Annotated in this window: 25 protein-coding genes; 7 read left to right on the top strand and 18 right to left on the bottom strand. The window is 63.6% G+C overall.

Annotation, left to right across the window (positions count from 1 at the left end; genetic code table 11):
• Positions 1-48: 48 nt before the first annotated feature.
• Positions 49-1221: a tetratricopeptide repeat protein gene (locus F7R11_RS05645; protein WP_064801808.1), complete on the top strand. Its 1173-nt coding sequence runs from the start codon at positions 49-51 to the stop codon at positions 1219-1221.
• Positions 1222-1297: 76 nt separating this feature from the next.
• Here F7R11_RS05645 and F7R11_RS05640 read toward each other — a convergent pair whose 3' ends face one another.
• The 11 genes from F7R11_RS05640 to F7R11_RS05590 all read right to left on the bottom strand — a co-directional run bounded on the left by F7R11_RS05640 (position 1298) and on the right by F7R11_RS05590 (position 12336).
• Positions 1298-2353, bottom strand: a complete 1056-nt coding sequence (locus F7R11_RS05640) for an SGNH/GDSL hydrolase family protein (protein ID WP_021196632.1) — start codon at positions 2351-2353, stop codon at positions 1298-1300.
• A 133-nt stretch (positions 2354-2486) separates the two neighbouring features.
• Positions 2487-3494, bottom strand: coding sequence for an L-threonylcarbamoyladenylate synthase (locus F7R11_RS05635; RefSeq protein WP_064801806.1), 1008 nt, complete (start codon positions 3492-3494; stop codon positions 2487-2489).
• A 16-nt stretch (positions 3495-3510) separates the two neighbouring features.
• A complete protein-coding gene (locus F7R11_RS05630; protein ID WP_064801804.1) occupies positions 3511-4746 on the bottom strand; it encodes a 5-(carboxyamino)imidazole ribonucleotide synthase in 1236 nt (411 codons plus the stop codon).
• A 28-nt stretch (positions 4747-4774) separates the two neighbouring features.
• Positions 4775-5281 (bottom strand): 5-(carboxyamino)imidazole ribonucleotide mutase, encoded by a 507-nt coding sequence (gene purE, locus F7R11_RS05625; protein ID WP_031329887.1) that lies wholly within the window; start codon positions 5279-5281, stop codon positions 4775-4777.
• A gap of 15 nt (positions 5282-5296) precedes the next feature.
• Positions 5297-6223, bottom strand: coding sequence for a phosphoribosylaminoimidazolesuccinocarboxamide synthase (locus tag F7R11_RS05620; RefSeq protein WP_031329886.1), 927 nt, complete (start codon positions 6221-6223; stop codon positions 5297-5299).
• Between the two features lie 113 nt (positions 6224-6336).
• Positions 6337-7401, bottom strand: coding sequence for a class II fructose-bisphosphate aldolase (fba, locus tag F7R11_RS05615; RefSeq protein WP_021196627.1), 1065 nt, complete (start codon positions 7399-7401; stop codon positions 6337-6339).
• Positions 7402-7485: 84 nt separating this feature from the next.
• Entirely contained in the window at positions 7486-8925 is a 1440-nt protein-coding gene (pyk, locus tag F7R11_RS05610; RefSeq protein WP_021196626.1) for a pyruvate kinase, read from the bottom strand.
• Between the two features lie 47 nt (positions 8926-8972).
• Positions 8973-10184 (bottom strand): phosphoglycerate kinase, encoded by a 1212-nt coding sequence (locus F7R11_RS05605; protein ID WP_048934104.1) that lies wholly within the window; start codon positions 10182-10184, stop codon positions 8973-8975.
• Positions 10185-10316: 132 nt separating this feature from the next.
• Positions 10317-11225 carry an EamA family transporter RarD gene (gene rarD / locus F7R11_RS05600; RefSeq protein ID WP_064801802.1) on the bottom strand — a complete coding sequence of 303 codons (909 nt, stop codon included), beginning with the start codon at positions 11223-11225 and terminating at the stop codon, positions 10317-10319.
• Positions 11222-11545: an AzlD domain-containing protein gene (locus F7R11_RS05595; protein WP_064801800.1), complete on the bottom strand. Its 324-nt coding sequence runs from the start codon at positions 11543-11545 to the stop codon at positions 11222-11224. Before F7R11_RS05595 ends, rarD begins: the two co-directional genes overlap by 4 nt.
• A complete protein-coding gene (locus F7R11_RS05590) occupies positions 11542-12336 on the bottom strand; it encodes an AzlC family ABC transporter permease (RefSeq protein ID WP_064801798.1) in 795 nt (264 codons plus the stop codon). Before F7R11_RS05590 ends, F7R11_RS05595 begins: the two co-directional genes overlap by 4 nt.
• A 338-nt stretch (positions 12337-12674) precedes the next feature.
• Between F7R11_RS05590 and F7R11_RS05585 the strand changes: the two genes are divergently transcribed.
• The 5 genes from F7R11_RS05585 (at position 12675) to F7R11_RS05565 (ending at position 16153) form a co-directional block, all read left to right on the top strand.
• The gene (locus F7R11_RS05585; protein WP_048934100.1) at positions 12675-12872 is read left to right on the top strand and encodes a zinc-finger domain-containing protein; all 198 of its coding nucleotides are present in this window, start codon (positions 12675-12677) and stop codon (positions 12870-12872) included.
• Between the two features lie 61 nt (positions 12873-12933).
• Positions 12934-13959 (top strand): lipopolysaccharide heptosyltransferase II, encoded by a 1026-nt coding sequence (waaF, locus tag F7R11_RS05580; protein ID WP_039600698.1) that lies wholly within the window; start codon positions 12934-12936, stop codon positions 13957-13959.
• A 45-nt stretch (positions 13960-14004) separates the two neighbouring features.
• On the top strand, positions 14005-14445 hold the full coding sequence (locus F7R11_RS05575) for a YybH family protein (protein ID WP_021196618.1): 441 nt from the start codon (positions 14005-14007) through the stop codon (positions 14443-14445).
• 36 nt (positions 14446-14481) lie between these two features.
• Positions 14482-15579, top strand: a complete 1098-nt coding sequence (locus tag F7R11_RS05570; protein ID WP_064801796.1) for a YheT family hydrolase — start codon at positions 14482-14484, stop codon at positions 15577-15579.
• Positions 15572-16153 (top strand): DUF2946 family protein, encoded by a 582-nt coding sequence (locus F7R11_RS05565; RefSeq protein ID WP_064801794.1) that lies wholly within the window; start codon positions 15572-15574, stop codon positions 16151-16153. The genes F7R11_RS05570 and F7R11_RS05565 overlap by 8 nt, the downstream gene beginning before the upstream one ends.
• Positions 16154-16180: 27 nt before the next feature.
• On the opposite strand, the gene F7R11_RS05560 is transcribed toward F7R11_RS05565, so the two are convergent.
• On the bottom strand, positions 16181-17884 hold the full coding sequence (locus tag F7R11_RS05560; RefSeq protein WP_064801792.1) for a beta-barrel assembly-enhancing protease: 1704 nt from the start codon (positions 17882-17884) through the stop codon (positions 16181-16183).
• A gap of 104 nt (positions 17885-17988) precedes the next feature.
• Here F7R11_RS05560 and moaC point away from each other — a divergent pair, with 104 nt between their 5' ends.
• Positions 17989-18465 (top strand): cyclic pyranopterin monophosphate synthase MoaC, encoded by a 477-nt coding sequence (gene moaC, locus F7R11_RS05555; RefSeq protein ID WP_064806166.1) that lies wholly within the window; start codon positions 17989-17991, stop codon positions 18463-18465.
• A gap of 66 nt (positions 18466-18531) precedes the next feature.
• On the opposite strand, the gene F7R11_RS05550 is transcribed toward moaC, so the two are convergent.
• The 6 genes from F7R11_RS05550 to sucD all read right to left on the bottom strand — a co-directional run bounded on the left by F7R11_RS05550 (position 18532) and on the right by sucD (position 24474).
• Positions 18532-19038, bottom strand: a complete 507-nt coding sequence (locus tag F7R11_RS05550; protein ID WP_082932770.1) for a pilin — start codon at positions 19036-19038, stop codon at positions 18532-18534.
• A gap of 203 nt (positions 19039-19241) precedes the next feature.
• Complete coding sequence (locus F7R11_RS05545) at positions 19242-20987, bottom strand: PglL family O-oligosaccharyltransferase (RefSeq protein ID WP_064801790.1); 1746 nt, start codon at positions 20985-20987, stop codon at positions 19242-19244.
• Positions 20988-21183: 196 nt separating this feature from the next.
• On the bottom strand, positions 21184-21669 hold the full coding sequence (locus F7R11_RS05540; RefSeq protein WP_064801788.1) for a pilin: 486 nt from the start codon (positions 21667-21669) through the stop codon (positions 21184-21186).
• A gap of 356 nt (positions 21670-22025) precedes the next feature.
• Complete coding sequence (locus tag F7R11_RS05535) at positions 22026-22538, bottom strand: pilin (RefSeq protein ID WP_064801786.1); 513 nt, start codon at positions 22536-22538, stop codon at positions 22026-22028.
• A 185-nt stretch (positions 22539-22723) separates the two neighbouring features.
• Positions 22724-23422 (bottom strand): TerC family protein, encoded by a 699-nt coding sequence (locus F7R11_RS05530; protein ID WP_064801784.1) that lies wholly within the window; start codon positions 23420-23422, stop codon positions 22724-22726.
• Between the two features lie 170 nt (positions 23423-23592).
• On the bottom strand, positions 23593-24474 hold the full coding sequence (gene sucD, locus F7R11_RS05525) for a succinate--CoA ligase subunit alpha (protein WP_021196607.1): 882 nt from the start codon (positions 24472-24474) through the stop codon (positions 23593-23595).
• Between the last annotated feature and the right edge of the window lie 77 nt (positions 24475-24551).

The raw sequence follows: 24551 nt of genomic DNA, 5'->3' as shown, positions 1-24551 counted from the left end.
TGGCTATGATGGGGCGTTGCAATTTTCGCCAGCCCCCCTCCCAACAATATGCTTTCCCGTCTGTCAGCCGCGCTTCTTGGCGCGGCATTTTTTTGCTCTGCCGTACCTGCTGCCGCGCGCGATTGGGTCGCCCCGACAGCCACGCTCGGCCGCGGCGCACAGGTCCATCAGTTCGTGCTGACCGATCCCTCGACCGGGAAGCCGATGCCCAACGCGCGTTACCGCCTATTCCTACCGGGCCACACCATCGCCGGCAAACCGCCCAAGAAAGACGAAAACGATAGCGTGATCTTCGGCACCACCGATGGCGCGGGGCGCACGGTCAAAGTCCGCCTGCCCAAGCGCTACCCAGCCGCGCGCTGGATACTCAACCCGGTCATCGGCCAGGGTGAATTTGGTGAATCCTTCCATCTGGTCGGCACGTCCAGCGGCGACCCGATGGGCGGTTACCCGTACCTGCTGGATGTGACAGACGAATACCTGATCTGCGGCCGTGCCAATGCGGGAGGTTATTCGTACTACGCACAGTCACGTGAGTCGCGCGCAGTCCAGCTCGATATCGACATGCAGTTCACGCCCGAGGACTACGCCTGGTGCGCAGGCCCGGGCAGAGCCATCGCCAATGCAGACGCGGCGCAAAGCCCGTCGGCGCTCTATACGCAATACCTCGGTGCGCTGACTGCCAACGGCACCACGCTCAGCGAAGGTTTTCAGAACCGCCTTGCGCGCAAGCTGATTTCGCTGGCGATCGCCGAGCGCAACCTCGAACACATCGACTACGCGCTCGATCTGCGCCCGGTGCCAGAAGACAAGCTCAACGGCTACGGCTATGACCTCGCCGACGCGGGGCTGCGTGTGGAGCGTGGCCTGTCCATGATCGAAGCCTATCTGGCACAACACCCAGACGACCCGTTCGCGCTCGACAGCAAGGGCTGGGCGCTTTACCGGCTGGGCCACAGTGAAGAGGCGCTCACGTGGCTCGACCGTTCCATCGCTATCTTCAACCAGCCGGATGGCAGCTACGGCGTGAGCGACGACGCGGTGCGCGATGCGCGCGCGGAAGGTCTCGCACACAAGGGCGAAGTGTTGTGGAGACTCGGTCGGACCGACGAAGCACAGGAGGCCTTCAAGCAGGGCCTCGCGATCTGGCCGAAGAGCGATGCGCTGCAGGCAACACTGGCACGCCTGGCGGTAACGTTACCCACGCCAACCGCGCAGTAAGCCTGCCCACGCGTCATCGCCACAAACAAAAACGCCCGATTGCGCGGGCGTTTTGCTTACATCGGGACTAGCCGGATCAGTGCATCAGGCTGTCCGCCAACAGGCGTTGCAGCACGTTGCTGGCGATCAGGCGATGGCCGCCCGTGGTCGGGTGCACACCGTCGGCAAACAGGTAGGACTGATCCGCCCCCGCTGCCACCAGCGTGTTGGCCGAGCAGAACAGCGAGCTGCCGCCAGCGCCCGGCACCAGTGCGTTGATCTTGGTCGCGTCGCAAGCCGGCGTGCTGGTGTTGCTGAAGCCAAACTGCGTGCCGTTCTGGATCACGGCGGTCAGTTGCGAGTTGAAGTCGATCACGCGCGCGGTAGTGCCCGCCAGGCCGGTTTGCAGCGTGGTGTTGAACACGCCCACCAGTGCATGCAGCAATGCCTGGCCTTGCGGGCCGCTCGACACGCCCTGCGGCGTCAGGCTGCTGTCGGGCAGGTTGAACACGTAGAGCTGCGTCGCGTTCTTGCTGATCATGTCCTTGATGTAGCCGACCAGATCAGTCGCGGCCTGCTGCACCTGTGCGGTGGCGATGGCCGGCGTTATCACGACACCGCCGGGGCCAGTTTGGCCCACCGCCGCTGCCCAATAGAAGATGTCGTTGTTGCCACCAAACACGAACACCACGTCGCCGCTACCGTTGAACGTGTTGCTGCTGGCCGCGTAGAAGTTGGCGAGCTGTTGCTTGACCGGATAGGTCAGCGCGCCTGCGCCGCCGTTGTGGCCGATCCCATTCGGGTCGGTCACACGCGAACCGCCTTGCGCATAGTCGAAGCAACCGGGTTTCGGGCAGGTCTGCACCTGGTTTGCGTAACCCATCACCGCCGGCGTAAGTGCCACGCCCAGTTGCGATGCCACGGTTTCCGCCCACACCGGACCAGGGTTGGTGGTGAACCTGCCGCCACCTAATGCTGCCGCGGCGGGCGTGTAGGTACCAGCGTCGCTCAGGCTGTCGCCGAACACCACCATGCGCTGAACCTTGGGGTTGCCGCTATTGCTGCTACCGCTCTGATCGGATTCGCCGCCGCAAGCGGTCAGGCCCAAGGCGAGGGCTGCCGATGCGAGCCCCATCCATTGACGCAACTTCATGGTCTGTCTCCCGTGTGGAATTTTTATGATGTGTAGGGTGCGTTGTCCGCGCACGTTTGAAGCACGCGGAACGACACAACGACCAAGTGTAGCGAGGTTGCCGGGCGCACGGCGAACGCGTGCCCCGTAAGAATTAGAGGCTCGTCTCGAACGCGGCGGCGGCGCGACGCAGGCGATCGTTAACGGCCGCCCAGGCGGGCGTATCGGCTAGGGTTTCTACCCAGATGGCGTCGTACCCGCCGCGATCGAGCTCGCGCAGCAGCGCATACAGCGCGTTGGCGTAGGCCGCCGGCGTGGCGGGTGCGGCTTGCTGGTCGCAGCCGGCCGGCAATGCCATGGGGGCACCCAGCCAGACGATGCGCTTGCCGGGTTGCAACGCCAGACGTACGGGCACTTCGGCTGCGGAAAGCAGATACAGCGGCGTGCGCGGTGCGTAATGCGCCTTCAGCGTACCGGAGGCACGCGGTGCTGCGGCATCCGGCAGTGCGGGCACCTCGCCGGTCACGCGCTCGATGTCTTCGGGGGTGATGGCACCGGGGCGCAGCAGCACCGGGCCGATGCCCTGGTCCAGGCGCGAGAGATCGACAATGGTGGATTCAATGCCCACGTCAACGCCGTCACCTTCGAGCACGAACACGGCATCGCCGAATTCATCACGCACATGCTGTGCGGTGGTGGGGCTGACCTGGCCGAACTTGTTGGCCGATGGTGCCGCAATGCCACCGCGTCCGCGCTTGAACCGCGAGAGCAGCGCCTGCGCCACCGGATGCGACGGGCAACGCAGCCCGATGCTGTCCTGCCCACCCGCTACGGCAGCCGGAATGTGCGGCGCGCGTTTCAGAATGAGCGTGAGTGGCCCCGGCCAGAAGGCTTCGATGAGTTGAAGCGCGATGCCGGGCACATCGTCGGACCAGTAGGAGATGTCCGCACCATCGACCACGTGCACGATCACCGGATGGTTGGATGGCCGACCCTTGGCCGCGTAGATCTTGGCGATGGCCTGCGGGTTTTCGGCATCGGCGCCGAGGCCGTAGACGGTCTCGGTCGGGAAGGCGACCAGCTCGCCCGCCTCCAGCTTGCGCGCGGCTTCATCCAGGCGCTCGCGCGAAGGCATAACGTAGGGCGTGGTCGACTTGTGCATGATGATGCGTGCTCGCTTAATCCGGCTGCAAGCCGAGCACGTGTGCGGCGTGACGGAAGGCTTCATCCACCACTTCAGGCGACGTGCCGACGCAGTTCACGTGACCCATCTTTCGGCCCGGGCGCGCATCGGCCTTGCCGTACAGGTGGACCTTGGCGCCGCTGTGGCCCATGACCTCGTGCCACGCAGGCGTACGTTCCAGACCGTATTCGAACCACACATCGCCCAGCACGTTCAGCATACGCCCCGGCGAGTGCTGGCGCGTGCTGCCCAGCGGCAGGCGGGCCATGGCGCGCACCTGCTGCTCGAACTGGCTGGTCTCGCATACATCCATGGTGATGTGGCCGGAGTTGTGCGGGCGCGGCGCCATTTCGTTGGCGATCAGCGAGCCATCCTGCAGCACGAAAAACTCGATGCACAGCACGCCGACGTAGCCCATCTCTTCCGCGATCATCGCGGCAGCGGCACGCGTGCGCGTGGCAATGTCGTCCGACACGCTGCGCGACGGCATGATCGTCGAGAACAAGATGCCGTCACGATGCTCGTTCTCGGCCAGCGGCCAGGTGGCGGTGGTGCCGTCGGCGGCACGGGCGGCCAGCACGGACACTTCGTACGCCAGCGGCAGCATCTTCTCCAGCACGCACGGCACGTGCTGCATGGCGCCCCAGGCAGCGCGCAGCTCGTCGATGGTGGAGACGCGGGCCTGGCCCTTGCCGTCGTAGCCCATGCGGGCAATCTTCAGGATGCCGGGCAGGATGTCGGCGGGTAGCTGCTCGATGTCGGCTTCGTGCTCGATCACCCAGCTCGGTGCCGGGTGGATGCCGGTGCGGGCGGCGCACAGCGCGAAGAACTTTTTCTCGGCGATGCGGTTTTGCGTGATCGACACGCAGTTGGCGCGCGGCGCAACGAATGCGCCGAGTTGCTCCAGGCGGTCCAGCGCCTGTGCGGGCACGTTCTCGAATTCGGTGGTGACGGCCGGGCACAGCGCCGCCATTTCGGCCAGCGCGGCCTCGTCCGTATAACCGGCACAGATGTGGCGCTCGGCAATGGTGCCGGCCGGGCTGTTCGGATCCGGATCCAGCACGCAAACCTTGTAGCCCATCGCTTGCGCAGCGTGCGCGAACATGCGGCCGAGCTGGCCGCCACCCAGCATGCCCAGCCAGGCATCGGGCAGGATCGCGTTGGGAACGTTCAGCGCGCGGGATTCCGCGGTGTGGGCTTGCGCCAGGCGCGGGTTCAGGTCGTCGGCCATGAATGGGGTCGTCTGTTGCTTAGGCACCTCAGGCACCGTGCACCGGCAGCGTCATGCCGCGTGCCACTTCGGTCTGCTGTGCGCGGAAGGCTTCGAGCTTGTCGGCCAGTGCCGTGTCGGTAGTCGCGATGGTGGCGATGGCCGCGAGCGCTGCGTTGGCCGCACCCGCTTCGCCGATGGCGAACGTCGACACCGGAATGCCCTTGGGCATCTGCACGATGGAGAGCAGCGAGTCTTCGCCACGCAGGTACTTGGACGGCACCGGCACGCCGAACACCGGCACGATGGTCTTGGCGGCAATCATGCCCGGCAGGTGCGCTGCCCCGCCGGCGCCGGCGATGATGGCGCGCAAACCCCGGCCGCGGGCGGCTTCGGCGTAGCGGAACATGTCGTCCGGCATGCGATGTGCCGAGACAACCTGCGCCTCAAACGGAATGCCGAACTGGGTGAGCATGTCCACGGCGTGGCGCATGATTTCCCAGTCGGAACTGGAGCCCATCACCACGCCAACGAGCGGAGCAGATTGTGCAGTCATCGTCATCGCTCCGGTTTAACGCAGGGACTGACCGGTCAGGCGGGTCAGCGCCTCGCGGTATTTGTCGGCGGTCTTTTCGATCACGTCGGCGGGCAGTTCCGGTGCCGGGGCAGTCTTCGGCCACGGCTTGCCGTCGATGCGCACGGCTTCAAGCCAGTCGCGCACGAATTGCTTGTCGAACGACGGCGGGTTGGTGCCCACCTGGTACGAATCGGCCGGCCAGAAACGCGAGGAATCAGCGGTGAGCGCTTCGTCCATCAGCGTGAGCGTGCCATTCTCGTCCAGACCGAACTCGAACTTGGTGTCAGCAATGATGATGCCGCGCGTGGCGGCAAAGTCGGAGGCTTCCTTGTACAGGCGGATGCTCACGTCGCGGATCTGCGCGGCGAGGTCCGGGCCGATGCGGCGCTCGACTTCATCGAAGGAGATGTTCTCGTCATGCTCACCCATCTCGGCCTTGGCGGCGGGGGTGAAGATCGGCTCGGGCAGCTTCTGCGCGTTCTGCAGGCCAGGGGCCAACTGCACGCCGCAGACGGCGCCGGTGGCCTGGTAGTCCTTCCAGCCGCTGCCGGCCAGGTAGCCGCGCACCACAGCTTCCACCAGGATCGGCTTCAGGCGCTTGACCACGATGGCGCGGCCGCGCACCTGGTCGACTTCGTTCGGGGCCACCACGGTTTCCGGCGCGATGCCCGTTTCGTGCGTCGGCACGATGTGGCGCAGCTTGTTGAACCAGAAGTCCGACATCTGCGCGAGCACCTTGCCCTTGTCCGGAATCGGCTGACCGAGGATCACGTCAAACGCCGACAGGCGGTCGGTGGTGACCATCAGCAGCTTGTCGTCGCCGACGGCGTAGTTCTCGCGCACCTTGCCACGGCCGAGCAACGGCAGGCTGGTGATCGACGATTCGTAAAGGGCGGAGGATGCGGCGGGGGTAGCGGACACGACGGAACCCAGTGGAGGATGAGAAAACGTGGAAGGCCAGCATTATACGTGGCCTGTGCAATGCAAAACGGCTGGCGCAATGCCAGCCGTTTGCCAGATGTGACGCGAAATGCTTATTGCACCACTTGCGCCAGCTTGCCGTTTGCGTAGTCAGCGGCCATCACCGACATACCCACCGGCTTGATCTTGCCGGCCTGGCCTTCGCAGCCGAACTGGATGTAGCGGGCCTTGCAGACTTGCTTGGCGGCTTCGCGGGCGGGCTTGAGCCATTCGCGGGCGTCGAACTTGTCCGGGTTCTCGGCCAGGAACTTGCGCACCGCGCCGGTCATGGCCAGGCGGATGTCGGTGTCGATGTTGATCTTGCGCACGCCGTACTTGATGGCTTCCTGGATCTCTTCGACCGGCACGCCGTAGGTTTCCTTCATCTTGCCACCGTACTGGTTGATGATGGCCAGCAGCTCTTGCGGCACGCTCGACGAGCCGTGCATCACCAGGTGGGTGTTCGGGATACGCGCGTGGATTTCCTTCACGCGGCTGATCGCCAGGATGTCGCCCGTGGGCTTGCGCGAGAACTTGTACGCGCCGTGGCTCGTGCCGATGGCGATGGCCAGCGCGTCGAGTTGGGTAGCCTTGACGAACTGGGCAGCCTCTTCCGGATCGGTCAGCAGCGACGAGTGGTCGAGCACGCCTTCAGCGCCAATGCCGTCTTCCTCGCCAGCCATGCCGGTTTCCAGCGAGCCCAGGCAGCCGAGTTCGCCTTCCACCGTCACGCCAACCTTGTGGGCCATTTCCACCACGCGGCGCGTCACGTCGACGTTGTAGTCGAAGTCGGCCGGGGTCTTGCCATCTTCACGCAGCGAGCCGTCCATCATGACCGAGCCGAAGCCCAGGTCGATGGCACCCTGGCAGATCGCCGGGCTTTGGCCGTGATCCTGGTGCATCACCAGCGGAATCTCCGGGTAGGCTTCAACGGCGGCCTGGATCAGGTGCTTGATGAAGGACTCGCCGGCGTACTTGCGCGCGCCTGCGCTGGCTTGCAGGATGACCGGCGCGCCGGTTTCCTTGGCGGCTTCCATCACGGCCTGGACTTGCTCCAGGTTGTTGACGTTGAATGCCGGCAGGCCGTAGCCGTTTTCGGCGGCGTGGTCCAGCAGTTGGCGCATGGAAACGAGTGGCATGGTTTTCTCCTATGGGTCGATCTGTATTCGGTTCTCAGGCACACCGTAGCAACCGGTGTTCCCTCGTGCAGGACATGCAGAGCGTCAATGCATGCCCACGCGGACAATCTTGAGTGTGTTGGTGCCGCCCGCCTGCCCCATCGGCTCGCCGACGGTCAGGACGATGAAGTCGCCGCGTTGCACAACGCCGCGCGCAACCAGCAGTTCTTCCGCCTGATGCAGCGCCTCGTCACGGTCGGAGCTGGTGGCCATCGGCAGCGCCTGCACGTTGCGGTACAGCGCCATCTTGCGTTGCGAGCCCACATTGGGCGTCATCGCATAGATCGGCACGTTGATACCGTGACGGCTCATCCACAACGCGGTGGCGCCGGAATCGGTCAGCGCGGCAATCGCCTTCACCTGTAAATGGTAGGCCGTGAACAGCGCCCCCATGGCGATCGATTGGTCGATGCGGCTGAAGGTCTGTTCGAGGAAGTCCGTGTCCAGGTGCACCGGCTGCGACTTCTCGGCTTCCACGCAGATGGCTGCCATGGCTTCGATGGTCTCGACCGGGTAGCGGCCGGCGGCGGTCTCGGCGGAGAGCATCACGGCATCGGTGCCATCCAGCACGGCGTTGGCGACGTCCGACACCTCGGCGCGCGTCGGCACCGGGTTGACGATCATCGACTCCATCATCTGCGTGGCGGTGATGGTCAGCTTGTTGGCTTCGCGCGCGAGCTTGATCATGCGCTTCTGCAGCGCCGGCACGGCTGCGTTACCGACTTCCACGGCTAGGTCACCACGGGCGACCATGATGCCGTCGGACGCGGCCAGAATTTCTTCGAGCACGCCCGGGCGGATGGCTTCGGCACGCTCGATCTTGGCGATCATGCGCGGCTTGTGGTTGTGCGGTGCGCCGGCCACCACGGCCAGTTGGCGCGCCATTTCCATGTCGGTGGCGTTCTTGGGGAAGCTGACCGCGACGTAGTCGGCGCCCAGCGCCATCGCGGTCTTGATGTCTTCCATGTCCTTGGCGGTCAGCGCCGGGGCCGACAGCCCACCGCCCTGGCGGTTGATGCCCTTGTTGTTGGACAGCTCGCCGCCGATCTTGACGATGGTTTCGATCTCTTCGCCCACCACGCGCTCGACCTGCAGCACGATCAGGCCATCATTCAACAGCAGCAGATCGCCGGGGCCGACGTCGCGCGGCAGTTCCTTGTAGTCGAGGCCGGCGCGCTCCTGGTTGCCCAGTTCGCAACGCGCATCGAGCGTAAAGCGGTCGCCCGGGTTCAGCGTGATCTTGCCGTTCTCGAACTTGCCGACGCGGATCTTCGGGCCTTGCAGGTCGGCCATGATGGCCACTTCGCGGCCCACCGAGCGCGCCACCTCACGCACGAGCTGTGCGCGGTCGATGTGATCCTGCGCGGTGCCGTGCGAGAAGTTCAACCGCACCACGTCCACCCCCGCCGAGATCATGCGGGTCAGGACTTCCTGCGTGCTGGACGCGGGGCCGAGCGTGGCGACGATCTTGGTAGCGCGGGTCATGGGCGGTGTCTCGTTGGTGTTGTGGGGTAGCGCGAAGTCAAGCGCAATCAGGCCGTGGTTGCCTGGTTCTGTGCGCGCTGCTCGAGGATCTCCACGGCCGGCAGCGTCTTGCCTTCCAGGAACTCCAGGAACGCACCGCCGCCGGTGGAGATATAGCCCACCTTGTCGGCGATGTTGTACTTGGCGATGGCAGCCAGCGTGTCGCCGCCACCTGCAATCGAGAAGCCCGACGAGGCAGCGATGGCCTCGGCCAGCACCTTGGTGCCGTTGCCGAACTGGTCGAACTCGAACACGCCGACGGGGCCGTTCCACACGATGGTGCCGGCGGCCTTGAGTTGGTCAGCCAGTTGCGCGGCGGTCTTCGGGCCGATGTCGAGAATCATGTCGTCGTCCGCCACGTCCTTTGCGTCCTTGACGGTGGCAGCTGCGGTTGCGCTGAATTCCTTGGCGCAGACCACATCAACGGGAATGGGCACCGAGGCACCGCGCGCGGCCATCGCTTCGATGATGGCTTTGGCGTCGCCCACCAGATCGGCTTCGGCCAGCGACTTGCCGATCTTCAGGCCGGCCGCCAGCATGAACGTGTTGGCGATGCCGCCACCGACGATCAGGTTGTCCACCTTGTCGGCCAGCGACTTCAGGATGGTCAATTTGGTCGACACCTTGGAGCCGGCCACGATGGCGACCAGCGGGCGGGCCGGCTGGCCCAGTGCCTTGCCCAGCGCATCCAGTTCAGCGGCCAGCAGCGGACCAGCACAGGCCACCGGGGCGAACTTGGCGATGCCGTGGGTGGTGGCTTCCGCGCGGTGGGCGGTGCCGAAGGCGTCGTTGACGTAGACGTCGCACAGCTTGGCCATCTTCTGGGCCAGTTCGTCGCTGTTCTTCTTCTCGCCCTTGTTCACGCGGCAGTTTTCCAGCAGCACGACCTGGCCGGGTGCCACTTCCACGCCGTCGACCCAGTTCTGCACCAGCTTCACATCACGGCCCAGCAGTTCCGCCAGGCGCTTGGCAACCGGCGCCAGCGAGTCTTCCGGCTTGAATTCGCCCTCGGTCGGGCGGCCCAGGTGCGACGTGACCATCACGGCAGCACCGGCGCCCAGCGCGGCTTCGATGGCCGGTACAGAAGCGCGGATGCGGGTGTCTTCAGTGATGTTGCCGGCGTCGTCTTGCGGCACGTTGAGGTCGGCGCGGATGAACACACGCTTGCCGGCAAGCTTGCCTTCGGAGATGAGATCGGACAGACGCAGAACGTGAGGCATGGCGGCAACAGGAGGAATCACGGAAAACGACGATTTTACCTGATGCGACTGGTCAAAACGTGCGTTCTTGGCGCGCCCCTTTGACGGGCCCTCCCGGGCTCCGCCATCTTGCCGAGGCCGAATGACGGGTGTCTAAGCCGGCAGCGGCGTGCGGCGGCGCAGCCGCATCCAGCTTTCGGCCGAATACACCGCAAGACCCGCCCAGATCAGCACATAGCCCGCCACCTTCGGCCCGGCAAATGGCTCGTTATAGAGCCACACGCCCAGCAGCAACTGCAGCGTGGGGCTCACGTACTGCAACAGCCCCAGCAGCGAAAGCGGAATGCGCCGCGCCCCGGCGCCGAACAGCAGCAGCGGCAACGCCGTCAGCGGGCCGGCCAGCGCCAGCAGCAACTGCATGCCGGGCGACGCGGCCAGGAAAGCGTTCTGCTGCTGCGCGGCCAGCCAGCCCAGATAGGCCAGCGCCAGCGGAAACAGCAGCAGCGTCTCCAGCGTCAGCCCCTCCAGCGCACCCAGCGGCGAAGTCTTGCGCAGCAGGCCATAGAAGCCGAACGAAAACGCCAGCGCCAGCGCAATCCACGGCAGCGTGCCGGCCTGCCAGGTCAGCCACGCCACGCCGGCCGCAGCCAGCGCCACCGATACCCACTGCACTGGCCGCAGCCGTTCGCCCAGCACCAGCGCGGCCAGCATCACCACCACCAGCGGATTGATGAAGTAGCCCAGGCTCGCGTCGAGCACATGGTCATGATTCACCGCCCAGATGTAGGTCAGCCAGTTGGCCGCCAGCAGTGCGGTGCTGGCCGCGTAGCGCCCCACCACGCGCGGCTGCGTGCGCAGCGCCCACAACCACGCCCAGTGGCGCTTGACGAGCAGGATCACCACCATCACCGCCAGTGACCAGATCACCCGGTGCGACAGGATCTCCACCGGCGACACGGCCTTAAGCAGCTTGAAGTACAGCGGAAACAGGCCCCACATCGTGTAGGCCAGAAACGCGAAGATCACGCCGTTGCGCGTGGAAACAGAGCCCGACACAGTCATCCCCAGAGGCGCAGCACAGTGAACACCCCCATGCCGACGAAAATCATGCCCAGCATGCGCCGCGTCGCCACGTAGAACGCGGTGGCCGCAACGCCAGCCATCAGGCGCGGGTTGGTCCAGGTCACATCGAAGTGACCCTGATTCCAGAGCAGGTCGGGCAGCACGATGGCGATGAGCGCTGCGGCCGGTGCAAAGCGCAGTGCGTGCTGCAGACGCGTCGGCAACGCAACCTTGTCGCCCACGATCAGGAACAGCGAGCGCGTGACAATCGTCACCACCGTCATACCGGCTATGACCAGCCAGATCTCCAGCGCGCTCATGCTTCGTCTTCCTTGGGTGCGGCCTGCGCCGTGCGGCGGCGCTGCCATTGCAGGCGCGCGGCGGCCTCATCGGCGGCCAGGCCTGCAGCCATGGCGCCGGTGACGGCAATCACCAGGCTCAATCGATACGGCAGCTTGAAGGCAAGCAGCGCCAGCACCGCCGCCACAGCCACCGCCATGAGGGTGGCCCGGCTACGAATGGTCGACACCATGACAGGAATCAGTGCGAGCGTCCCGGCCAGCGCCAGGCCCCACGCATCAGGAAACAGGCTCGCCGCGACGATGCCCAGGATGGACGACACCTGCCAGGCCACGAAGCTCAGCAGGACCATGCCCCAGTAGTACCCTTCCTTGCCCGCCTCCGGCGCCGCGGAGGGATATTTCTGGGTGAACAGCACAAACGGCAGATCGCCGTTGAACACGCCCAGCACCACCCGCCGCACAAACGGCAGATGCCCGAAATGCTGCGCGAGCCCCGCGCTGAAGATGATGAAGCGCACGTTGACGATGAACGCCGTCAGCAGCACCGTCCAGATCGGCAGCCCCGCAGCCAGCAGCGGCAGCACGGCCAGTTGCGACGACCCCGCATAGACAAAGATCGACATGCCGATCGCCTGCGGAATGGTCAGCACCGACTTGCTCATCGCCACGCCGGTCACCACGCCCCAGGTGAACACCGGCGGCAGCGACGGTGCGTAGGCGCGGATGCCGGTGAAGAAACCGGCCCGCTCGGCAGGATCGATGGCCTGCCAGCGGCGTTGCAGCGCAGCGCCCCAGCGGACTAGTGCCATGACGCCCCCTCAAGCGGCGCATTCGTCTCTTTTTTATAGTCCGGCAAAAGGCTGCCGGCAGCGCGCAAGCGCGGATGCGTCGGGGGCGACATGGGTGGCTCGTAGGAAACGCACGATTATACTTTTGATGTTAAGCGTCCGCTTAACGCCAATGCGCACGCGCCTTGTCCGGCGCAACGATTCGTGCCGGGCGCCACGCAGTGCAACAATCGGCGTTGGCGCGCCCGCGCCCACCCCTTACAATTTCGCCTCTTCGTCGAAATTTTCGACATTTGAATTTGCGGCCCAGACCAAGGCACGGCTGACCTGTTCAGACCGCGCCGGCACTCCTACTCATCATGACCACGCAAACCGCACCCACCATCGAAATCGGCGCAGACGACCTGCCGCTGCACTGCCCGACCGCCAAGACTCCGGCCTGGAACTACCACCCGCGCGTGTTCCTCGACATCGCCGACACCGGCGAGGTCAAGTGCCCGTATTGCGGCACCGTCTACAAGCTGGCTCCCGGCGTTGAACTGAAGGGCCACCATTGAGCCGTCTTCACACGCAGTACGACGCCGGTCGCAACGTATGCCCGGCACGTCAGGCGAGGGGATGATGCGCAAAATCCTCGTCGTCGCTCCGAACTGGATCGGTGATGCACTGATGGCGCAGCCGCTGTTTGCGCAGATCAAGGCGCGGCATCCGCGCGCGCAGATCCACGCCATCGCGCCCAAGTGGGTGGCGCCGGTGCTCGCGCGCATGCCCGAGATTGCCCGCGTGCTGCCGACCGACCTCGCGCACGGCAAGCTGCAACTCGGCAGCCGCACGATGTTCGCCCAGCAACTCAAGAACGAGACGTTCGATGCGGCCTACGTGTTGCCGAACTCGTTCAAGAGCGCGCTGATCCCTTGGCTGGCCGGCATTCCGCTGCGCATCGGTTACAAGGGCGAATCGCGCCTGGGCGTGCTGAACGTGCGCTACCCGAATCCGCCCAAGAACGCGCGTCCGCCGATGGTGCAGCACTACGCGGCGCTGGCCTTCAAACCCGGCGCCAAACTGCCCGACGCCCTGCCCGACCCGAAGCTGAACGTTGATGTGCAGCGCGTGGCCGCCACCTCGGCCAAGTTCGACATTCCCGGCAATGCGCGCCTGGTCGCCTTCTGCCCCGGCGCCGAATACGGCCCCGCCAAGCGCTGGCCCGCCGAGCACTTTGCCGAGCTTGCGCAGATGCTGCGCCGCTCGTTCCCGTATGCGCAAATCGTCGCGCTCGGTTCGGGCAAGGACCGTGAGATGGCCAACGCCATCGTCGAGCGCGCGCCGTTCGTACGCAACCTGTGCGGTGAGACCTCGCTGGATGAGGCCATCGAACTGCTCGCCCGATCCGAAGCCGCCATCTGCAACGACTCGGGCCTGATGCACGTGACCGCAGCCCTGGGGCGCCCGCAGGTGGCCGTGTTCGGCTCCAGCGATCCGCGCCATACGCCGCCCCTGTCGCCCGCTGCGAGTATCATGTGGCTCCATCTGGAGTGCAGTCCGTGCTTTGCGCGCGAATGCCCGCTGGGCCACTTGCGCTGCCTGCGCGACATCGGCCCCGAGATGGTGTTTCATGAGTTGCGCCGGCTGTTGCAGCCGGCATAGATTCGTAACGCTTGTCCGCAGTCCTTCCCTGAACGTCCAGCCGCCATGCCACGATTTGCCCGCCTGTTCGAAGCCGCCGAGGACATCCTCGAAGCCTATCGCGATGCGCTCAAGCGCCGCGATGCCGATGGCGCGCTCCGGCTGTGGCTAGACGAGGATTCCGTCAGCTTCATCCTGCCCGACGGCCAGCGCCTGCACGGCCACGAGCAACTGCGTGGCTGCCTGGATGCGCTGGTCGAGAAGAACCCTGTCTGGATCGAATGCCTCAGCCAGCAGGTGCACTCCTCGCTGGGCGTGTCGATTTTCGAATCGACGGAAGCGCTGCGCTTCTCGGCCACCGCCACCGAAGCGGATCTGTACGTGCACACGACCTACGTGCTGATGCAGAACCACGAAGGCTGGCGCATCGCCCACGTGCATTCCAGCCAGGCGGCGGAAGAACGTGTGGCCGCCTCCATCTCCAGCGCCACGCACTCCCTGCACTGAGCCGCGCCACCCCGGCGTGGCAGTTGCATCGTCACGATGAATCGCCCGCTCCGCCAAGCTGCCCCCGTTGAACTGAACCTCGGCGCCATGCTGGCGGGGCCGTTCGAGCCGCACGCGTTCCGCTCGCCGTGGTGGCTGATCGGCGGCAATGCGCAGACGATTGTGCCGGCGCGCCTCTGGCGCTTTCCGCGCATCACCTACCGGCGCGAGCGCTGGGACACACCCGACCAGGACTTCATCGACCTCGACTGGACGACGCATGACACCGATGCCCACGCGCCGCTCGTCGTCATGTTCCACGGCCTGGAGGGTGATTCGCGCAGCCACTACGCGCGCCTGCTCATGGATGCGCTGCGCGCGCGCCGCTGGCCCGGCGTGATCCCGCACTTCCGTGGCTGCTCGGGCGAGATGAACCGCGCACCCCGCATGTACCACTGCGGCGACGGTGCTGAAATCGCATGGATTCTTGAGCGGATCTACCGGACGGTCTGCGAGCCCCAGGGCCGCAAGTTGCTGGCCGTGGGCATCTCGCTGGGCGGCAATGCGCTGCTGCGCTACCTGGGTGAGCACGGCACCGGCGCGCGGCACCTGAGCGCCGCCGCAACGGTCTCCGCCCCTCTGGACATGCGTGCTGGTGGCGCGGCGCTGTCGCGTGGCTTCAACATGGTGTACACGCGCATGTTCCTGCGCACGCTCAAGGAAAAAGCCAGCGCGAAGCTCGACCAGCACCCTGGTCTGTACGACCGGGCTGCCATGCTGGCCTCGCGCAACCTGAGCGAATTCGACAACCTCGTCACCGCGCCACTGCACGGCTATCGCGACGTGCTCGACTACTGGACGCGTGCGTCGTCCAAGCCGATCCTGCGCGATGTGCGCGTGCCGGCGCTGGTGCTCAACGCGCGCAACGATCCGTTCCTGCCGGGTCAGCACCTGCCCGGCCCCGCCGACGTCTCACCCGACGTCGTGCTCGACCAGCCGCAACATGGCGGCCACGTCGGCTTCCTGCTGCGCCACGACGGCGGCCAGCGCCATATGACCGGCCGCATCGACTGGATGCCCGCACGCGTGCTGCATTTCTTTGATGACGTGCTCGGTCGCCAGCCGCAGGCCGGGGGCTTGGATTCCCATGGATGACATCGTCCGCCAGGCGATGGCCAAGTGGCCAAACGTGCCGAACTGTTTCGGCTGGCTGGCGCTGGACCGACGGGGCCAATGGCGCATGCGCAACGAGTTTGCACAGGCCAACAAGCTCTCAGGCGACCCGATACGCCACCCATCGCTCATCGATTTCATCGTCCGCAACTATGCGCACGATGATGCGGGGCAGTGGTTCTTTCAGAACGGGCCGCAACGCGTGTTTGTGGAACTGGACTACACGCCGTGGATTGTCCGGCTGGTGGCGGATGGCGCAGTCCCTAGCTTCACCACCACAACAGGCGCGGCCTTCGCGCCCACCGGCTGTTTTGCCGATGAACAAGGCAACGTGCTGCTGTCTGGCCGCGTGGCGGGGTGGGATGCAGAAGACACCATCGCCGTGCTGCACGACCACGACCTGGAGCCGTTCTCGTCGCTCGCGCAATGGCATGGACAGGCGTGCGGCGCCGCACTCGGCACACTCACCATCGACAGTCGCACGTTCGACATCGAGCCGATTCGTCGCGCAGAAGTCGCACGGCGCTATGGATTCGTGTCGCATCCCGCACCGTAGCAATGCGAGGCGACTGCGTGTGCCACCCTACTTCGGCAGCGCCTTATCCTCGGCCTTCTCTTCCTTGTACTGCCGCTCCATCTGATGCAATCGCGCATCGACTTCGGACAGCGTGTAGAAATCCGCATCGCCCGCTTCACGCGCCAGCTTGAGTTGCTCGACTGCTGAGCCCCACGCACCGTCACGCGCGTACTTCTCGGCCAGCGCGCGGTGCTGCTCCAGGCGCTTGCCCTTATCGGCATAGGCACGCGCGAGCATGTCCCACCAGATCGATTGCGCGGTGTCTTCGCGGGTCTTGTCCTTCAGATACGGAATGACGTCATCAATCCGGCCGGCTGCCAGCAGCGTCTGCGCATAGGTCTGGCCAACTGCGCGCGATAGCGGATACGCGACAAGTGCCGCGCGCGCCAAGGTCAGCGCCTCAGGCATGCGGTTGCGGGCACGCGCCAACTCGATGGCCGTCACGTCCAGATCAACGCTGCCTGACGTGATGCCGGGGATGTTGCCGTACAGGCGACGCGCCTCCAGCAGCGCTTGCTCGGCCTCCTCCAGCCGGCCCGCCATCTGGTTGGCCACCGCAATGCCGTACCACAGCGCAGCGCGCTTCTCGACTGGCGCATCCGGTGCCGAAGACAACTGCGACTGCATGGCATTGCGCACATCGATGTAGGAGCTGGTCGACGTTTCCTGCAGCACACGCGCACGCGCCTTGGCGAAACCGAACTCCGGCCGGCGCGGTTGGCGCGGGTGCGGCAGGCCACGCGCGCGGTCTGCCATGTCGGCGATGCGCTCACCGGTCAGCGGGTGCGTGCGCGCATAACCGGGAACCACACCGGTATCCGCAATGTTGGTGACCCGCTGCATACGGCGAAAGAAGTCCGGCATGCCCTCCGGGTCATAACCGGCGCCGGTGAGCAGCGTAAAGCCGACACGATCCGCCTCACGCTCGGCACTGCGCGAGAACGAAAGCTGGTTCGACACCGCTGCCGCCTGCCCGCCGATGGCCAGCGCCTGCGCAGCATCGCCACTCTTGGTGGCCGCCAGGCCCGCCAGCAGGAGCGACGCCAACGCAATCCACATCGACTCGCCCGACTTGTCGATGCCGCGCGCGATATGCCGCTGCAGCACGTGGCCGATTTCGTGGCCGAGCACGGAAGCCAGCTCCGACTCGCTCTCGGTGGCCACCAACGTGCCGGTGTTCACGCCGATATAGCCACCCGGCAGCGCAAACGCATTGATGGCCGGGTCCCGCACCGCGAACAGCTCGAAGCTCGACGACGACGTGCTGCCCGCCACGTGCTGCCGGCGCGCCGCCTCAATCAGCTTGAAGCCGATGGTGTTCAGGTAATCGCCAAGCAGCGGATCGGACACGTAATCCGGATCACGGCGGATCTCCCGCATCACACGGTCGCCCAACCGGCGCTCCATGTCCGGCGACAGCGCCGCTGTGGACGGATCGCCCATGTCGGGCAACTCGTACGTTGGCGCGTCAATGACGGTCGGGTCTTTCTGCAGATACGGCGACTGGCGGCCAATCTGCACGCTGCGGTTCAGGTTGCTCTGCACCTGGTCTGCCTGGGCAGCGGAACCGAGCCCCAGATTGGCCGAAGCCGCCGGCGCAGAAGCCGGCACCTGCGCCAGCACAGGCAGAGGCAATGGCCCCAGCCACGTCGACAACAACACAACGGCCGTCAGCTTGCGTGCGCGCGGCCGGGAGAGGAAATGCGTCATACGGAAAGCGCAGTGTGCAGGATCAGCCCGGCGGCATCGGGAACCGCCGGGCGCTTGCTATCATAAAACGCTTCGTCTTCTGCCCCGCAATCCTGCGGTTACTTATGTCGCAACTCACCCACTTCGATTCCGCCGGACAAGCCCATATGGTTGACGTCGGCGACAAGGCTGTCACGCACCGCGTGGCGGTGGCTACCGGCACGATCCGCATGCTGCCCGATACCTTTGCGCTGGTGCGCGACGGCACGGCCAAGAAAGGCGACGTGCTGGGGATTGCGCGCATTGCGGCGATTCAGGGGTCGAAACGGACGTCTGACCTGATTCCGCTGTGTCATCCGTTGGCGTTGACCAAGGTGGCGGTTGAGTTTGAGTTGGATGAAGCGGCTCACACTGTCCGTTGCACCGTCCGCGCGGAGACGCGTGGGCAGACTGGCGTGGAGATGGAAGCGCTAACCGCCGTGCAGGTGGGGCTGCTTACCATCTATGACATGTGCAAGGCCGTGGATCGGGGGATGGTGATTGGGGATGTGCGGTTGATGGAGAAGCACGGGGGGAAGTCGGGGGATTGGGTGGCGAAGTAGCGCACGCTTACCTCGCCAATACAAAGAGCGTCCTGAAGACGCTCTTTTTTTTCTGCGTGCGCCAGATCAGCGGCACTCTGAGGGAGCGAGATTCGCTGCAAGTGTTGGAGAGCCGACCAACGAAACAGAGCCTGCGCGAACTTTGGCATCTTTTGCATAACAATCCCAACGGATGGGGCCTACAGGCCGGCTCTCACCACCCAATGGAGCATCATTTGCCGTTGGCTTGAGAACCACGGTATTTTGACCATTCGGGGCGACGTTACTCGCATAGGCGATCGTAATTTCACCTGTTGATGCATCAATGGCAATACCTCTTGCCTCAACGCTCTTTGTCGCTTTGGTATCAGAGGCATAGCCCTGGTCTAGCGCCACACCGGCAATGGCATTCTCAGAAACCAACGCCTTGGCGGCCGAGGCCAATGTCAGCCCCTCCGTAACACGGGAACGTGCAATGTAGTCCTGATAGGCAGGTACAGCGATCGCGGCCAGAACGCCAACGATGGCAACGACAATCATGAGCTCAATCAGTGTGAAACCTGCTTCGCGATGCCTAGCCATCCGATACTTCATGTTCACTGTCTTCTCCTTGATAGTTGAAATGACTCAGAAAATGCCTGCATTATTCGCGGGCAACCGAGTTAAGGAAGATTAAGCGAACATCTCAGCATCGACATTAGATGCAATCAATTTTGATAGTTGCCGATCAGATATTTGATCCCAACAAAAAAAAGCGCCATCAAAGATGGCGCTTGATTCGATTATCTATCGCTTAGCTACTTCTCAGAAACCTCTGATTTCTTTTCAACCAGAAGCCCCTCAGCCCTAATGCGATCACAAAAGACTTTGAGATCCGGTGGGTTCTTGGCGCAGGACTCGGTGAGATAGGCAGACCATTTTGGATAATCTTCGACATACTGCAGATGGAGTCGGCGAACCTGCGTCACCGCCTCGTCAGTCTTGCCAAGGTAGGCAAGAGAGAGCGCATAGCGTTGGATCGGCGCAGCGCCTGGGTAGAACTGGATCACCTGAAGCTCGAGCTCGGCTAACGAATGTGCCATCGGCTTGATGACAATCCAGTTCGACGCGATCGCGAGCTGTCCATAGGGCGCGTAGATGTTCCCGCCGCGCGCGCGATAAACGTCGGCACTCTTCTCTCGGTCCACGTTGTAGCTCAATCGCTCGACGGCATGATAGTCCCCCCACAAGGGGACCATCAATGCCGCGACGCCAACGCCGAAAATGCCTGTCAGGAGCGACACCATCCGCACCGAGGGGTAGCGAAGGGGCGACTCATCAACATAGCCCAGCGCAAAGGCAAACGGCAGAAGGAAGAACAGATAGTGAAGTGGGTACTCAAGCATTGAGTGCGCTGCCAGGATCAGAATAATCGCAAGAAAAAACGCGCGCTCCGGCGTGTTCTGTCGCTTGACGACTCGATAGAGGAAGCCAGCAAAGGGGATGACAAGGGCAAGCAGCCCCACGACACCGGCTTTTGCGAGGGTGTCGAGAACAATGTTATGGGCATTCATCGAAAGAATGACCGGCCCAACGATTTCCGTCTGGGTGTACTGGTTCCAAGCGTAGTCTCCCCAACCCGCACCGAACCACGGGTGCGTGACAAACATGTGCCACGCGTGCCGCCAGAGCGGAATACGGTCCGATACGCCGTGCTCCATGCGCTGGCCCAAGGAGGTCGGGAGGTCGAGATGCCACGTAACGTTGGCGTACGCAATGACTTCACTGCAAAGCACGAAGGAAACGAAAAGCACAACCATCGGCAAGGCAGCCTTCAATGCGCGATATCGCCCCTCTTCAGAGGTGTAGATCACCCAGCCCGCAAGCAACCCTATGGCGGCCAAATGCAGCCATGCCGTGCGGGAATACGTCAGCACCATCCCCGCCTCAAAGGCAATCGCGATGATCGCCAGCGGGATCATCCACCGGCGATACTTGCGCGCCAGCAGCATGCATCCCGCGATCCCAATCGCGAGATAGGAGGCCACATGATTGGGCTGGTTGAGGTTGCCCCAGAGGCGCCGCTCGCCCGTCGACAAGTCAGGCGTCATGACATCGAGCGGCAAACTGGTAATACGAAGTAACTGAGCAATTTCGATGGCAAACGTCAGCAAACCGCCAAGCATGAACCCGAGCACGATGGCGTCGACAGCTCCGGGAATGTCGCGGCAACGTGCTCCCAAAACACAGGCGACGATTGCTCCCAACAAACAAAGCGTCGCAGCGATGGTGAAGAACGGGTTGATCGGCGGTGCAAATGCCATCTGCGCAAAAAGCGCCAGAATCAACAACGCTGGTGCAAGTGCAATGCGCGGCAAATTGCCCAGCTGAAACCGCGTTGTGGCCAGCAACACCAGTGCGAGCGCGGTCCAGCAGCCGCTGGCCACGTACTCGCTGTAGAAGGTCGGCAGCGGATAGGTATGCAACGCGACCAGATAGGGGGCGGTTGCACACAATGCAAGCAACACCCACGCGGGCAGCAATGGAAGGCGAGATCGAAGCATAGGAACGTCAGTCAAGCTGGATTATTGCGACTGCACGCGAGGAGATGCCAAACACCTCGAGGCAAAGCTTGGCAATATAGCGCAAGGGAAATGCGTGGCGCGAACAATTGCGCACACCACATCTCGATACACGACCACAACAGCAAAAAGAAAAGGGCGCCAAAGCGCCCTCTCCCTTCCAGAGACTACAGCCTGATCAGTTTTGGCAAGCTGCCGGCAGGTACGGGTACATCGAAGCCTGCGAGGCGGGAGCCGTTGCAGTGGCGGTGGCGGTGCCGCACGTCCAGGACACCGTGCCATCAGCCTGGCCAACGCCGAAGATACCCAGGTACTTCTGGTCAATCTGAGAGGTACCCGGCATGCTCAGTTGAACCACAACGGAGACCTGGCTGGCGTTGTTGGCATAGCTAACAGCCCGCACATACTTGGCGTTGCTAGCCAGCGGTGCGACCGGCGAGGCGCTCGGGAATGCGCCGGTACCTGCAGAGGTAAATGCCTCGGTCACGGCAATCTTGGCCGCATCCAGATCCGTCGTCGCTTCAACCAGCTTCGACTTGACCATGTAGTTGTTGTAAGCCGGCAGCGCGATGGCAGCCAGGATACCGATGATCGCGACCACGATCATCAATTCGATCAGCGTGAAACCCTTTTGGACACGCTTGTTGATACGCATCGACTTCATGAAATCCCCCGGAAATGTGTGGTTAAAGATGATGCGGGTTCTACAAAGCAGGGATCGTGCCAGCCGCAAAACCCGCATTCGCACTCCAGAAACAGGCCCAAACTAGGCAAAACGCGCAGCATCAAATGACAATTCTTGACACCACATGACAGAAGTCGTTAGTTTTGTGACTATTGATCCACAATTTTGCTGATATCTTGATGCTTCTGTGAACCGCTCGTGATTGGGCGAAAAAGACGGCAGACCCGCGACTTCGTCTCGTGCCTCCCGGGCGGGATCAAAGCAAAACGGGCGGCGAGTTACCTCGTCGCCCGCACCAAACACTCGGTGTGCAGACTAGCCCCGCCTTGCGCCTCTCAGTTTTGACACGCTGCCGGCAAATACGAATACATGGTTTGAACCGCAGCCCCCACCGCGTAGTCATTCGCGGTTTGCGCAGTGCCGCAGGTCCACACCACAGTTCCATCGGACTGCCCGATGCCGAACATACCGAGATAGTGACCATCGATCTGCGGGATGCCCGTCTTACCAAGCGTCACGACTACACCAACGCTGGAAGCCGTTCCTGGATAGTTGTACTTGATGGCCGTGACATACTGCGCGTTGCTCGCCACCGCCTGGGTGATGATGGGCGGCGAATTTGTACTCGGAAACGCGCCGCCGCTAGACGAATACGCTTCGTTCACCGCGACCCGCGCAGCATCCAGCGTCGTCGTCGCTTCGGTCAGCTTCGATTTGACCAGGTAGTTGTTGTACGCCGGCAGCGCAATCGCCGCCAAGATCCCAACGATCGCCACCACGATCATCAGCTCGATCAGCGTAAAGCCGTGCGCTCGGCGCCGTGTTCCCCTGCTGTGCTTGAAGCCCATGACCTATCCCCAAAAGGCATTTTGTTGTGGGAGGCCACGGTGCAGGGACTATGCCAAGGCACACACTGCGTTTTCGGGCGAAAAACTGGCGCACCTTGATGGAAATTTAGCCGCGAATCTGACCATTCTTGACAGATTTTCAGACAGATCGCGTCATCACCTACTTTCGGGGGGATTCGTTCGGATTAGGCCTGCCGCAACGTCCGTCGGCTCAGCCACCAGCCGACGGTGACCACGATCAGCGCACCGGCGCAGCCAACCACTACATCCGCGTATGGCACCGAGTACGCAAACCACGCAGCATCGACAGGGTCCGTGACCAGCATGTCGCCGGCCAAATAACCGAGCAGCGCGGCGCCCAGCGTGACGATGATCGGAAACCGCGCCATCACGCTCACCAGCAACGTGCTGCCAAAGACGATGAACGGAATCGACAGCCCGAGGCCCAGGACAAGCAGGAGGAAAGTCGTGCCCGGCGGCCCCTTCTCCGCCGCTGCGGCCACGGCGACCACGTTATCGAGCGACATCACCAGATCGGCAATCAGGATGGTCTGGACAGCAGGCCAAAGGCCATCCCGTTGCTTGCGATCATGCGCGTCGCCCTCATCCGCTTCGGCCAGCAGCTTGATGCCGATATAGACCAGCAGCACAGCACCGATCGTCTTCAGATAAGGCAACGCGAGCAACTTGACGGCCAGGATCGTCAGCACGATACGCAGCACGATGGCGCCGGCACTGCCCCAGAAGATCGCCTGCTTCTGCTGCCGCTGTGGCAGATTGCGCGCAGCTAGGGCGATAACGACCGCGTTGTCGCCCGACAGCACGATATTGGTCAAGATGATGGAACCAAGCGCAAACCAGAATGCGCTGGACGTAAGCACCATGAATGTTCCCGAGGATCTTTTTGTTGGAGAGGGATAACAGGCAAGAGACCACGTCTTTGCTTATACACAGGTCGTGCACGGCGCGCATGTTGCATCGCTCGCAAACCGTCGCGCCCAAACAAAAACGGGAGCCGAAGCCCCCGTTCTCGCACAACCTCAAACCTTGCCGATTACAGCATCGCCTTGAGCAGACGCGCCATTTCCGACGGGTTCTTGGTGGTCTTGATGCCGCACTCTTCCATGATGTCCAGCTTGGCTTGCGCGGTGTCGGCACCGCCCGAGATCAGCGCGCCGGCGTGGCCCATGCGCTTGCCCGGAGGCGCGGTCACGCCAGCGATGAAGCCCACCACCGGCTTCTTCATGTTGTCCTTGATCCAGTAAGCCGCATTGGCTTCGTCCGGACCGCCGATCTCACCGATCATGACCACGGCGTCCGTTTCCGGATCGTCGTTGAACATCTTCATCACGTCGATGTGCTTCAGACCGTTGATCGGGTCGCCGCCGATACCGACAGCCGACGACTGGCCCAGGCCCAGCGCGGTCAGCTGGCCCACGGCTTCGTACGTCAGCGTGCCCGAGCGCGACACCACGCCGATGCGGCCCTTGCGGTGGATGTGACCCGGCATGATGCCGATCTTGATTTCGTCCGGCGTGATCAGGCCCGGGCAGTTCGGGCCCAGCAGCAGCGTCTTGCTGCCGGCCTTACGCATCTTGTCCTTGACCATCATCATGTCGCGCACGGGGATGCCTTCGGTGATGCAAACCACCAGATCCAGTTCGGCTTCGACGGCTTCCCAGATTGCGTCAGCGGCGCCTGCGGGCGGCACGTAAATCACCGACACGGTGGCGCCGGTTTGTGCCTTGGCGTCCTTGACGGTGGCGTAGATGGGAATGCCTTCGAAGTCTTCGCCAGCCTTCTTCGGGTTCACGCCTGCCACGAAGGCGGCCTTGCCGTTGGCGTAGTCGCGGCAGCCGCGGGTGTGGAACTGGCCGGTTTTACCGGTGATCCCCTGGGTGATGACCTTGGTGTCTTTGTTGATCAGAATCGACATGCTGTAATCCTTTTATGCAGCGAGCCGCGCCGTCATGTTCAACGGGCGCTGCTCGCGTTCGCGTATGGTTGGGTCAG

Source organism: Ralstonia insidiosa, assembly GCF_008801405.1.
Taxonomy (GTDB): Bacteria; Pseudomonadota; Gammaproteobacteria; order Burkholderiales; family Burkholderiaceae; genus Ralstonia; species Ralstonia insidiosa.
This window is presented reverse-complemented; position numbering and strand designations above follow the sequence as displayed.

Coding starts and splice junctions, on each gene's coding strand:
- F7R11_RS05645 (WP_064801808.1), top strand. CDS start 49: ATGCTTTCCCGTCTGTCAGCCGCGCTTCTTGGCGCGGCATTTTTTTGC.
- F7R11_RS05640 (WP_021196632.1), bottom strand. CDS start 2,353: ATGAAGTTGCGTCAATGGATGGGGCTCGCATCGGCAGCCCTCGCCTTG.
- F7R11_RS05635 (WP_064801806.1), bottom strand. CDS start 3,494: ATGCACAAGTCGACCACGCCCTACGTTATGCCTTCGCGCGAGCGCCTG.
- F7R11_RS05630 (WP_064801804.1), bottom strand. CDS start 4,746: ATGGCCGACGACCTGAACCCGCGCCTGGCGCAAGCCCACACCGCGGAA.
- purE (WP_031329887.1), bottom strand. CDS start 5,281: ATGACTGCACAATCTGCTCCGCTCGTTGGCGTGGTGATGGGCTCCAGT.
- fba (WP_021196627.1), bottom strand. CDS start 7,401: ATGCCACTCGTTTCCATGCGCCAACTGCTGGACCACGCCGCCGAAAAC.
- pyk (WP_021196626.1), bottom strand. CDS start 8,925: ATGACCCGCGCTACCAAGATCGTCGCCACGCTCGGCCCCGCGTCCAGC.
- F7R11_RS05605 (WP_048934104.1), bottom strand. CDS start 10,184: ATGCCTCACGTTCTGCGTCTGTCCGATCTCATCTCCGAAGGCAAGCTT.
- rarD (WP_064801802.1), bottom strand. CDS start 11,225: ATGACTGTGTCGGGCTCTGTTTCCACGCGCAACGGCGTGATCTTCGCG.
- F7R11_RS05595 (WP_064801800.1), bottom strand. CDS start 11,545: ATGAGCGCGCTGGAGATCTGGCTGGTCATAGCCGGTATGACGGTGGTG.
- F7R11_RS05590 (WP_064801798.1), bottom strand. CDS start 12,336: ATGGCACTAGTCCGCTGGGGCGCTGCGCTGCAACGCCGCTGGCAGGCC.
- F7R11_RS05585 (WP_048934100.1), top strand. CDS start 12,675: ATGACCACGCAAACCGCACCCACCATCGAAATCGGCGCAGACGACCTG.
- waaF (WP_039600698.1), top strand. CDS start 12,934: ATGATGCGCAAAATCCTCGTCGTCGCTCCGAACTGGATCGGTGATGCA.
- F7R11_RS05575 (WP_021196618.1), top strand. CDS start 14,005: ATGCCACGATTTGCCCGCCTGTTCGAAGCCGCCGAGGACATCCTCGAA.
- F7R11_RS05570 (WP_064801796.1), top strand. CDS start 14,482: ATGAATCGCCCGCTCCGCCAAGCTGCCCCCGTTGAACTGAACCTCGGC.
- F7R11_RS05565 (WP_064801794.1), top strand. CDS start 15,572: ATGGATGACATCGTCCGCCAGGCGATGGCCAAGTGGCCAAACGTGCCG.
- F7R11_RS05560 (WP_064801792.1), bottom strand. CDS start 17,884: ATGACGCATTTCCTCTCCCGGCCGCGCGCACGCAAGCTGACGGCCGTT.
- moaC (WP_064806166.1), top strand. CDS start 17,989: ATGTCGCAACTCACCCACTTCGATTCCGCCGGACAAGCCCATATGGTT.
- F7R11_RS05550 (WP_082932770.1), bottom strand. CDS start 19,038: ATGAAGTATCGGATGGCTAGGCATCGCGAAGCAGGTTTCACACTGATT.
- F7R11_RS05545 (WP_064801790.1), bottom strand. CDS start 20,987: ATGCTTCGATCTCGCCTTCCATTGCTGCCCGCGTGGGTGTTGCTTGCA.
- F7R11_RS05540 (WP_064801788.1), bottom strand. CDS start 21,669: ATGAAGTCGATGCGTATCAACAAGCGTGTCCAAAAGGGTTTCACGCTG.
- F7R11_RS05535 (WP_064801786.1), bottom strand. CDS start 22,538: ATGGGCTTCAAGCACAGCAGGGGAACACGGCGCCGAGCGCACGGCTTT.
- F7R11_RS05530 (WP_064801784.1), bottom strand. CDS start 23,422: ATGGTGCTTACGTCCAGCGCATTCTGGTTTGCGCTTGGTTCCATCATC.
- sucD (WP_021196607.1), bottom strand. CDS start 24,474: ATGTCGATTCTGATCAACAAAGACACCAAGGTCATCACCCAGGGGATC.